General features: G+C 72.0%; 9 protein-coding genes and 1 pseudogene. 3 read left to right on the top strand and 7 right to left on the bottom strand.

Annotated features, from left to right (window positions below):
• Positions 1 to 121: 121 nt before the first annotated feature.
• The 4 genes and pseudogenes from rdgB to ACFV0G_RS28160 form a co-directional block, all read right to left on the bottom strand.
• Positions 122 to 730, bottom strand: coding sequence for an RdgB/HAM1 family non-canonical purine NTP pyrophosphatase (gene rdgB, locus ACFV0G_RS28175; protein WP_380553890.1), 609 nt, complete (start codon positions 728 to 730; stop codon positions 122 to 124).
• 20 nt (positions 731 to 750) lie between these two features.
• Positions 751 to 1,140 (bottom strand): hypothetical protein, encoded by a 390-nt coding sequence (locus ACFV0G_RS28170; RefSeq protein WP_380553883.1) that lies wholly within the window; start codon positions 1,138 to 1,140, stop codon positions 751 to 753.
• Between the two features lie 129 nt (positions 1,141 to 1,269).
• A complete protein-coding gene (gene rph / locus ACFV0G_RS28165; protein ID WP_380553880.1) occupies positions 1,270 to 2,004 on the bottom strand; it encodes a ribonuclease PH in 735 nt (244 codons plus the stop codon).
• 123 nt (positions 2,005 to 2,127) lie between these two features.
• A pseudogene (locus ACFV0G_RS28160) lies at positions 2,128 to 2,412 on the bottom strand (glucose PTS transporter subunit EIIB); the annotation flags it as partial.
• A gap of 353 nt (positions 2,413 to 2,765) precedes the next feature.
• On the opposite strand from ACFV0G_RS28160, the gene ACFV0G_RS28155 reads away from it, so the two are divergent.
• A complete protein-coding gene (locus ACFV0G_RS28155) occupies positions 2,766 to 4,058 on the top strand; it encodes a PTS transporter subunit EIIC (RefSeq protein WP_380553877.1) in 1,293 nt (430 codons plus the stop codon).
• 244 nt (positions 4,059 to 4,302) lie between these two features.
• The gene (locus tag ACFV0G_RS28150; RefSeq protein WP_380553874.1) at positions 4,303 to 5,577 is read left to right on the top strand and encodes a PTS transporter subunit EIIC; all 1,275 of its coding nucleotides are present in this window, start codon (positions 4,303 to 4,305) and stop codon (positions 5,575 to 5,577) included.
• 68 nt (positions 5,578 to 5,645) lie between these two features.
• On the opposite strand, the gene ACFV0G_RS28145 is transcribed toward ACFV0G_RS28150, so the two are convergent.
• Positions 5,646 to 6,590 (bottom strand): LuxR C-terminal-related transcriptional regulator, encoded by a 945-nt coding sequence (locus tag ACFV0G_RS28145; protein ID WP_380553871.1) that lies wholly within the window; start codon positions 6,588 to 6,590, stop codon positions 5,646 to 5,648.
• A 140-nt stretch (positions 6,591 to 6,730) separates the two neighbouring features.
• Between ACFV0G_RS28145 and ACFV0G_RS28140 the strand changes: the two genes are divergently transcribed.
• The gene (locus ACFV0G_RS28140) at positions 6,731 to 7,645 is read left to right on the top strand and encodes a branched-chain amino acid transaminase (protein ID WP_380553868.1); all 915 of its coding nucleotides are present in this window, start codon (positions 6,731 to 6,733) and stop codon (positions 7,643 to 7,645) included.
• Here ACFV0G_RS28140 and ACFV0G_RS28135 read toward each other — a convergent pair.
• Both ACFV0G_RS28135 and ACFV0G_RS28130 read right to left on the bottom strand, forming a co-directional pair.
• Positions 7,642 to 8,391, bottom strand: a complete 750-nt coding sequence (locus ACFV0G_RS28135; protein WP_380553865.1) for an MBL fold metallo-hydrolase — start codon at positions 8,389 to 8,391, stop codon at positions 7,642 to 7,644. The two genes, ACFV0G_RS28140 and ACFV0G_RS28135, sit on opposite strands and share 4 nt — an antisense overlap.
• A 167-nt stretch (positions 8,392 to 8,558) precedes the next feature.
• The gene (locus ACFV0G_RS28130) at positions 8,559 to 8,750 is read right to left on the bottom strand and encodes a helix-turn-helix domain-containing protein (RefSeq protein WP_380553862.1); all 192 of its coding nucleotides are present in this window, start codon (positions 8,748 to 8,750) and stop codon (positions 8,559 to 8,561) included.
• Between the last annotated feature and the right edge of the window lie 195 nt (positions 8,751 to 8,945).

Below are 8,945 nucleotides of genomic sequence, written 5' to 3'. Positions count from 1 at the left end.
CCTCCTTGTTTGTGTTTGGTGTTGCTAAAAAGTCGTTGTGTTGTCTACCCCCCCCCCCACATACAAAAATCTATCCTCGCCCACACCGTACTTCTCGGGGGGGTCCAAAACCCAAGTCACGTCAGCCCAGCAGCTCCCGCACCACCGGCGCGAGCGCCCGGAAGGCCTGGCCGCGGTGGCTGATGGCGTTCTTCTCGGCCGACGTCAGCTCGGCGCAGGTCCGGGTCTCGCCGAGGGGCTGGAGGATCGGATCGTAGCCGAAGCCGCCGTCGCCGGCGGGGGCGGTGCGCAGGGTGCCGAGCAGGCGGCCCTCGACGACGCGCTCGGTGCCGTCGGGGAGGGCGAGGGCGGCGGCGCAGGCGAAGTGGGCGGCGCGGTGGGGTTCGGCGATGTCGGAGAGCTGGGCGAGCAGCAGGTCGAGGTTGGCGCGGTCGTCGCCGTGCTTGCCGGACCAGCGGGCGGAGAAGATGCCGGGGGCGCCGCCGAGGACGTCGACGCAGAGGCCGGAGTCGTCGGCGATGGCGGGCAGGCCGGTGGCCTTGGCGAGGGCGTGGGCCTTGAGGAGGGCGTTCTCGGCGAAGGTGACGCCGGTCTCCGGGACGTCGGGGATCTCGGGGTAGGCATCGGCGCCGACGAGTTCGACGTCGAGTCCGGCGTCGCCGAGGATGTCGCGGAGTTCGCCGACCTTGTGCCGGTTGCGGGTGGCGAGGACGAGGCGTCGGGTGGTCATGGGGCCCACCCTAGCGAGGGTCAGCCGGTGCAGGCCTTGGTCAGGTTGCCGGCGGCGTCGCCGAGCGGCTTGAGGTCGGGGGCCTGCTTGTTGTCGATGGCCTGCTGGGCCTTGTCGATCTGGGTCTGGAGGTCGGTGACGGCCTTGGAGACGTCGGTGTCGCCGGAGTTGCGGCCGACCTGGTCGAGGTCGGTCTTGAGCTTCTGGAGGGCCTGCCCGGCGGCGGCGGGGTCGTTGGCGGCGTTGTTGAAGGCGCTGCCGGCGTTGGAGACGTCGGTGGTGATGCGGACGGCGGTGTTGCCGCAGTCGAGGGCGCGCTGGGCGGCGGAGCAGCTGACGGCGCTGAGGGGGAGGACGAGGATGAGGCCGGCCGCGGCGAGCATGGTGGAGCGGGTGAGCCTGTCCGGCATCGGGTCCTCCGGTTCGGGGGCGACGACTGGTCCGCTGTGGGGGACGGCCGGTGGGCTGCCCGTGGTTCCGAACGCTACGGGGTGCGGGCGCGCCGTGTACAGGATGCGCGCCCGCTGCCGGTGGGTGGTTCAGCCTTCGAGGTCGCGCAGGGCCTGTCGCTGGATCTCGTCGAGTTCGGCGCAGCCGAGGGTGCCGAGGTCGAGGAGCTGGTCGAGGAGGGCGCGGTCGAAGGGGGCGCCTTCGGCGGTTCCCTGGACCTCGACGAAGCGGCCGTCGGAGGTGCAGACGATGTTCATGTCGGTCTCGGCGCGGACGTCCTCCTCGTAGCGGAGGTCGAGCATGGGGGTGCCGTCGATGATGCCGACGCTGACGGCGCTGACGCCGCCGGTGAGGGGCTGGCCCTTGGCGCGGAGGATCTTCTTGTCGCGGGCCCACGCGATGGCGTCGGCGAGGGCGACGTAGGCGCCGGTGATGGCGGCGGTGCGGGTGCCGCCGTCGGCCTGGAGGACGTCGCAGTCGAGGACGATGGTGTTCTCGGCGAGGGCGCGGTGGTCGATGACGGCGCGCAGGGAGCGGCCGATGAGGCGGCTGATCTCGTGGGTGCGGCCGCCGATCTTGCCGCGGACGGATTCGCGGTCGCCGCGGGTGTTGGTGGCGCGGGGGAGCATGGAGTATTCGGCGGTGACCCAGCCTTCGCCGCTGCCCTTGCGCCAGCGGGGGACGCCTTCGGTGACGCTGGCGGTGCAGAGCACCTTGGTGTCGCCGAAGGAGACGAGGACGGAGCCTTCGGCGTGCTTGCTCCAGCCTCGTTCGATGGTGACGGGTCGGAGCTGGTCGGGGGTGCGGCCGTCGATGCGTGACATGGGATCCGAGCCTAGTGGGTGGGGGACGGCGTCGGCCCCGCCGACGGTGGGGGGGGGGGGGGCGGCGCCCCCCGGGCGGGGGGGGGGGGGGGGGGCGCGGGGGGGGGGGGGGGGGCCGTCAGGTCACATCATGTCTTCGATGTCGGCGGCGATGGGGTCGGCGTCGGTGCCGATGACGACCTGGATGGCGGTGCCCATCTTGACGACGCCGTGGGCGCCGGCGGCCTTGAGGGCGGCTTCGTCGACGAGGGAGGCGTCCTTGACCTCGGTGCGCAGCCGGGTGATGCAGCCCTCGACCTCTTCGATGTTGTCGATCCCGCCGAGGCCGGCGACGATCTTCTCAGCCTTGCTGGCCATGTCTTTCTCCCTGTGTCTCGGCTGTGCGGCGTGGCGCCGGCGGCCGTCCTGCGTCGGTGCGGTGGTGCGGCCGGCGGTGACGCGGGTTCAGGTGGCGTGCTGTTCCGGCAGCGCGTCCAGCATCGCCCGTTCCGTACCGACGTGCCACGTCAATCCACTTTTGGCCCATTTCGGCGCGCGTGGTGCCGGGGGGCTGCGGAGGATGGCGCTCATCGGGTTCGCGTCCCGGTGCCCGCCTGCCTCCGCAAGTGGTCTACACCAGTATGAGGTGCACTCCGGAGAACGTGGGACGGACCCCCGGTGTTCCGCGGCCCCGCCGGCCGGTGCCGCCCACTGCCCCCGCGGCGGGGCGGTGGTGGCGTCAGCGGTGACGGTACAGCGGTCAGGGCTCCGGGAGGGTACGGATGAGCACAGCGGGCGCGGCGATTCCCCGAACGACCTGGTGGCAGACCTTCTACGGCGGTCTGCAGAAGATGGGCCGGAGCCTGCAGTTGCCGGTCGCGGTGCTGCCGGCCGCGGGGATCCTGAATCGGCTGGGGCAGCCGGACGTGTTCGGCAAGGACGGGCTGGGCTGGGACAACGTGGCCAAGGTGTTCGCGGCGGCGGGCGGGGCGCTGCTGGACTCCTCGCTGGGCCTGCCGCTGCTGTTCTGCATCGGTGTGGCGATCGGCATGGCGAAGAAGGCGGACGGTTCGACGGCGCTGGCCGCGGTGGTGGGCTTCCTCGTGTACTACGCGGTGCTGCACGCGTTCCCGCAGAAGTGCACGCCGCCGACGGTGCTGCTGGGCAATCAGTGCGTGGACGTGAAGTCGCTGCGGGCGGCCGCGGCGAGCTATCAGAATCCGGGGGTGCTGGGCGGCATCCTGATGGGTCTGATGTCGGCGTGGCTCTGGGTGCGGTTCCACCGGACGAGGCTGGTGGACTGGCTGGGCTTCTTCAACGGCCGCCGGCTGGTGCCCATGATCACCGCCGTGGCGGGGCTGGTGCTGGCCTGCCTGGGGCTGTGGGTGTGGCCGCCGATCGGCGATGCGATGACCTCGTTCAGCAAGTGGCTGTCGGACCTGGGGGCGATCGGCTCGGGGATCTTCGGCGTGGGGAACCGGGCGCTGCTGCTGGTCGGCATGCACCAGCTGCTGAACACGTTCGTCTGGTTCCAGTTCGGCGACTTCACCAAGCCGGGGACGAACGAGGTGGTGCACGGCGACATCCCGCGGTTCCTGGCGGGCGACCCGACGGCCGGGCAGTTCACCTCGGGGTTCTTCCCGATCATGATGTTCGCGCTGCCAGCGGCGGCGATGGCGATCGCGCACTCGGCGAAGCCGCACCGCCGCAAGGAGATCTACGGCCTGATGACCTCGGTGGCGCTGACCAGTGCCGTGACCGGTATCACCGAGCCGATCGAGTACTCGTTCGCCTACATCGCGCCCGCCCTGTTCGCGCTGCACGCCCTGCTGACGGGTGCGTCGATGGCGGTGACCTGGGGGCTGGGGGTGCACGACGGCTTCAGTTTCTCGGCGGGCCTGATCGACTACGGGCTGAACTGGTCGCTGGCGACCAAGCCCTGGTTGATCATTCCGATCGGGCTGGCCTTCGCGGTCGTGTACTACGCGCTGTTCCGGTTCGTGATCGTGAAGTTCGACATCAAGACGCCCGGTCGCGAGGACGACGACCAGGTCGAGGACGTCACCAAGGCCTAGCCGGGTCCGCGGCTGCTTTTGTTGCGCAGCTCGCCAAATTCGGCTGTAACGGCGGGTAATCAAGATCGAGGATCCGCAAGAAGGTTTCGATTTCATAGCACTTCCGACCTGCGGTGCTTTCCGGGGTTCCGCCCCCTGTCGGATGCGTGTTAAAAACTGGTCTACACCACTCGTGGTGTAGACCAGTTTGCGTGTCGGCCCCCCGATGAACCCCACCGACCGCCTGTCGTTAGGAACCATCCCCATGAGTACGACTGCGCAGGCACCGGCGCCCGCCGCGGCGCCGGGCCCCTCCCAGGCGAAGAAGATCGGCCAGAGCACGCTCCAGGGCCTGCAGAAGATCGGCCGCAGCCTCCAGCTGCCGATCGCCGTCCTGCCGGCCGCGGGCCTGCTGCTGCGCCTGGGCCAGGACGATGTGTTCGGCAAGGACGGCCTGGGCTGGGACCGGGTGGCCGCGGTGTTCAGCACCGCCGGCGACGCCGTGTTCAGCAACCTCCCGCTGCTGTTCGCGGTGGGTATCGCCATCGGCTTCGCCAAGAAGGCGGACGGCTCCACCGCCCTCGCCGCGCTGGTCGGCTTCCTGGTGTACAAGAACGTGCTGACCGCGTTCCCCATCACCGACGGCCACGTCGCGGACGGCAAGTGGATCGCCCCGACCTACCAGAACCCGGGTGTGCTCGGCGGCATCGTGATCGGCCTGCTCAGCGCCGTCCTGTGGCAGAAGTTCCACCGCACCAAGCTGGTCGACTGGCTGGGCTTCTTCAACGGCCGCCGGCTCGTCCCGATCATCATGGCCTTCGTCGGCACCGCCGTCGGCGTGGTCTTCGCCCTGGTCTGGGGCCCGGTCGGCGACGCCATCGGCCACCTGAACAACACCCTGATCGGTGCGGGCGCCCTCGGCGCGGGCGCCTTCGGCCTGATCAACCGCGGTCTGCTGCCGGTCGGCATGCACCAGTTCGTGAACTCCTACGCCTGGTTCCAGACCGGTGACTACACCAAGGCCGACGGCACCGTGGTGCACGGCGACCTGACCCGCTACTTCGCCGGCGACCCGACCGCCGGACAGTTCATGTCGGGCTTCTTCCCGATCATGATGTTCGCGCTGCCCGCCGCCGCCCTGGCGATCGCGCACGCCGCCCGTCCGGAGCGCCGCAAGGCCGTCATGGGCATGATGATGTCGCTGGCGCTGACCTCGTTCGTCACGGGTGTCACCGAGCCGATCGAGTTCGCCTTCCTCTTCATCGCCCCGGTCCTGTTCGCCATCCACGCGGTGCTGACCGCCGTCTCGATGGCCGTCACCTGGGCCCTCGGCGTGCACGCCGGCTTCACCTTCTCGGCCGGGCTGATCGACTACGCGCTCGGCTTCAGCAAGGCGACCCACCCGCTGCTGATCATCCCGATCGGCCTGGTCTTCGCGGTCCTGTACTACGTGCTGTTCCGCTTCGCGATCACCAAGTTCAACCTCAAGACCCCCGGTCGCGAGGAGGACACCGAGATCGAGGACGTCACCAAGGCCTGACGCCCCTCCCCTCCCCCGCGGGGGGGGGGGGCCCGGGCGCGCCCGCGCGGGGTCCGGCGCGTTCCGGGTCAGATCCAGCCCTGGCGGGCCGCGTGCACCCCGGCCTGGAAGCGGCTCTGCGCGCCGAGGTCGCCGGTCAGGTCGGCCACCAGGCGGCGGACGGTGCGCTCGGAGACCTCCAGCTTCCGGGCGATCGCCTGGTCGGTCAGGCCCGCGGCGAGCAGCCGCAGCACCTCCCGGTGGCGGTCGTCCGGCAGCGGGCGGCCCAGCAGGTCCGGCGGCACCCAGGCGGCGGCCCAGAAGTACTCGAACAGCTCGCGGACCACCGCCAGCACCGCACGGTCGCGGACCACCAGGGCGGCGTCCGGAGTGCCGGGCGCGGGCAGCACGGCGAGCGTGGTGTCGACCGCGATCAGCCAGAGCGGCAGGGTGTGCGCGACCCTGATCCCGGCGCCCGCCGCGGTCAGCTCCTGGACGTGGGCCAGCACGGCGGGGTGGTGCAGCGCGGCCGCCGGATAGACCGTCCGCAGCCGCACGCCGTGGTCGAGGGCGATCCGCTCGCGGGCGAGCTTGCCGTCCAGGGCCGCCGGGGAGTGGTCCTGGCCGGGCCGCAGCGAGAGCGCCTCGGTGCGGGCGCCCCGGGCCGCGTCCTCCAGCAGCGCGGCGATCCGGTCGGCGCCCTGGACGAGCTCGTGCGCGGGCGGGCCGGGCTGCAGCGGGAGGTAGCGGCTGTGCAGCTGCTCGATGCCGTCGCCGGTGCGGCGGACGGTGTCGAAGAGCGCGCCGAGGGTGCCGCCGGCGTCGTCGAGGAGGTGTCGGACGGCGCTGGCGACCGAGACGGCGGCCAGGCCGCTGCCGGTGCCGGTGGTCGGCTGGAGCAGCCCGAGTCGCCGGAGCTCGGCGACCGCGGCCTCGAACTCGTCCTCGGCCCAGCCCAGTTCGTCGCGCAGGCGGTGCAGCGGCCGGGCCGGGTCGGCGAGCAGGCTGCGGTAGAGGGCGGTGCTGTGCTCCACGGCGGGGACGATAGCCAGCGACTCGCCATCCGGACGGGGATTTCCACCATCCGAGACGGCGGCTCCGCTCCCGGCCATGGCCGGTTCCGGCGGGCCCGGACGGCTCGGCGGGGTGCCCGGGCGCCGCCAGGATGGGCGCCATGGCGATGACCGAGGCGGGGACGATCTGGTTGGACGGCGCCCTGGTGCCCTGGCACGAGGCGCAGGTCCACGTGCTGACGCACGGGCTGCACTACGGCACGGGGGTGCTGGAGGGCACCCGGGTCTTCGAGACGGCGGACGGCCCGGCCGTCTTCCGGCTGGCGGACCACCTGCGGCGGCTGGAGCGCAGCGCCCGGATGCTGCGGCTGCCGCTGCCGTACGGGGTGGACGAGCTGGCCGCGGCGACCCTGGAGCTGGTCCGGGCGAACGGGCACCGGTCCTGCTACCTGCGGCACTTCGCGTTCCTGGGGTACGGCTCGATGGGCCTGGACATGCGGAGTTCGCCGACCGTGACGGCGATCGCGGGGTGGGAGTGGGCGGAGCAGCCGGCGGACCGGCCGCTGCGGCTGAAGACCAGCAGCTGGCGGCGGAACGACCCGAACAGCGTGCCGCCGGCGGCGAAGGCGACCGGGCCGTACCTGAACTCGGCGCTGGCCCGGCGGGAGGCGACGGACGCGGGGTACGACGAGGCGCTGCTGCTGGCGGCGGACGGTTCGGTGAGCGAGTGCAGTGCGGAGAACGTGTTCGCGGTGCGCGACGGGGTGCTGCGCACTCCCCCGGCGTCGGCGGGTGCACTGGAGGGGATCACCCAGGACACCGTGCTGGCGCTGGCCCGGAAGCTGGGTGTGGCGGTGCGGGTGGAGAGTCTGCTGCGGTCGGACCTGTACGCGGCGGACGAGGTGTTCGTGTGCGGGACGGCGGCCGGCGTGGTGCCGGTCGGGTCACTGGACGACCGTGAAATTCCTTCGGCGCCGGGTGATCTGACGAAGCGTCTGGCGGATCTGTACCGGGCGGCGGTGCACGGCGAGGTGCCGGCCTTCCGGCGCTGGCTGACGCCGGTGGGCGGGTCCTAGAGCTCGTAGACCGCGCCGGGGCGGGCGAGCTCGACGGGGCCGGTGAAGGTCTTGGCGGCGTCGGCGCGGTTGCGTTCGGCGTCGGTCCACGGCGGGATGTGGGTGAGGACGAGGCGGCCGACGCCGGCGGCGGTGGCGTGCTCGCCGGCCTCCCGGCCGTTGAGGTGGATCGACGCGAAGGTCTCCTTGCCGTCGGTGTAGGCGGCCTCGCAGAGGAAGAGGTCGGCGCCGCGGGCGAGGTCGACCAGTTCGGTGCACTCGCCGGTGTCGCCGGAGTAGGCGAGGACGCGGCCGCGGTGCTCGACGCGGAAGCCGTACGCCTCGGTGTCGAGGTGGTTGACCCGGCGGCTGGTGATCGTCAGCGGGCCGAGGTCGAAGGTGCGGTCGCCGAGCTCGCGGAAGTCGAAGACCTCGGTCATGCCGGGGTCCTCGGGCATGTCGTAGGCGCGGGCCAGGCGTCCGGCGGTGCCGCGCGGTCCGTAGACGGGCAGCGGGGCGGGGCAGCCCTCGGTGCGGTAGTTGCGGGCGACCCAGTAGGCGCAGAGGTCGATGCAGTGGTCGCCGTGCAGGTGGCTGAGCAGGACGGCGTCGACGTCGTAGAGGCCGGTGTACTTCTGCAGGGCGCCGAGCGCGCCGTTGCCGAGGTCGAGGACGGCCCGGTAGCCGTCGGCCTCGACGAGGTAGCTGGAGCACGCGGACTCGGCGGACGGGAAGCTCCCCGAGCACCCCACCACGGTCAGTTTCATGCCGAGCCCCTCCGCCCCGTTGGGTCATGGTCCGCACGTGCTGTGCACTACCTGTGGGTAGCGATGTCCTCGCGTGACGAGGGTACGGGCCGGTCGGCACTTTGCCCCCGTCTCCGTGCCGCGCTGTGGCTGGAATCACCAGAACGGGCCGGGGCCGGGGGGCGTCCTCAACGGTTGCCGGGACGCCTGCGCGCCCAGGCCCGGATGGTCTCCGGGTGCCACCGCGGGTGGCCGCCGGAGTCGACGGCGTCGGGCTCGGGGAGCAGGCCGTGCCGCCGGTAGCTGCGGACGGTGTCGGGTCGGACGTTGATGTAGCGGGCGATCTCCGCGTACGACCACAGGCCGGTCGGCGACGTCATGGTGGTGCCCCTTCGCGCGGGATCCGGTGCGGGATCAGTCTCACCGGGGTGCGGGGGCGGGCCGCGGCGGGCGGTGCGCGGTCACCGGGTCGTGACACGGGCGTGGCACGGAACGGACAAATCGACGGATGTCACGCCGGACCGGGCCGACGGGCGGGGCCGGGACGCGCCGAGGGCGCGGACCCCGGGCAGGGG

The sequence above is a fragment of the Kitasatospora sp. NPDC059571 genome (assembly GCF_042735675.1).
Taxonomy (GTDB): Bacteria; Actinomycetota; Actinomycetes; order Streptomycetales; family Streptomycetaceae; genus Kitasatospora.
This window is presented reverse-complemented; position numbering and strand designations above follow the sequence as displayed.

What these genes read in the sequence shown, in the direction of transcription:
- rph (WP_380553880.1), bottom strand. Translation starts at nt 2,004, where the DNA reads ATGTCACGCATCGACGGCCGCACCCCCGACCAGCTCCGACCCGTCACC.
- ACFV0G_RS28150 (WP_380553874.1), top strand. Translation starts at nt 4,303, where the DNA reads ATGAGTACGACTGCGCAGGCACCGGCGCCCGCCGCGGCGCCGGGCCCC.
- ACFV0G_RS28155 (WP_380553877.1), top strand. Translation starts at nt 2,766, where the DNA reads ATGAGCACAGCGGGCGCGGCGATTCCCCGAACGACCTGGTGGCAGACC.
- ACFV0G_RS28130 (WP_380553862.1), bottom strand. Translation starts at nt 8,750, where the DNA reads ATGACGTCGCCGACCGGCCTGTGGTCGTACGCGGAGATCGCCCGCTAC.
- ACFV0G_RS28170 (WP_380553883.1), bottom strand. Translation starts at nt 1,140, where the DNA reads ATGCCGGACAGGCTCACCCGCTCCACCATGCTCGCCGCGGCCGGCCTC.
- ACFV0G_RS28135 (WP_380553865.1), bottom strand. Translation starts at nt 8,391, where the DNA reads ATGAAACTGACCGTGGTGGGGTGCTCGGGGAGCTTCCCGTCCGCCGAG.
- rdgB (WP_380553890.1), bottom strand. Translation starts at nt 730, where the DNA reads ATGACCACCCGACGCCTCGTCCTCGCCACCCGCAACCGGCACAAGGTC.
- ACFV0G_RS28140 (WP_380553868.1), top strand. Translation starts at nt 6,731, where the DNA reads ATGGCGATGACCGAGGCGGGGACGATCTGGTTGGACGGCGCCCTGGTG.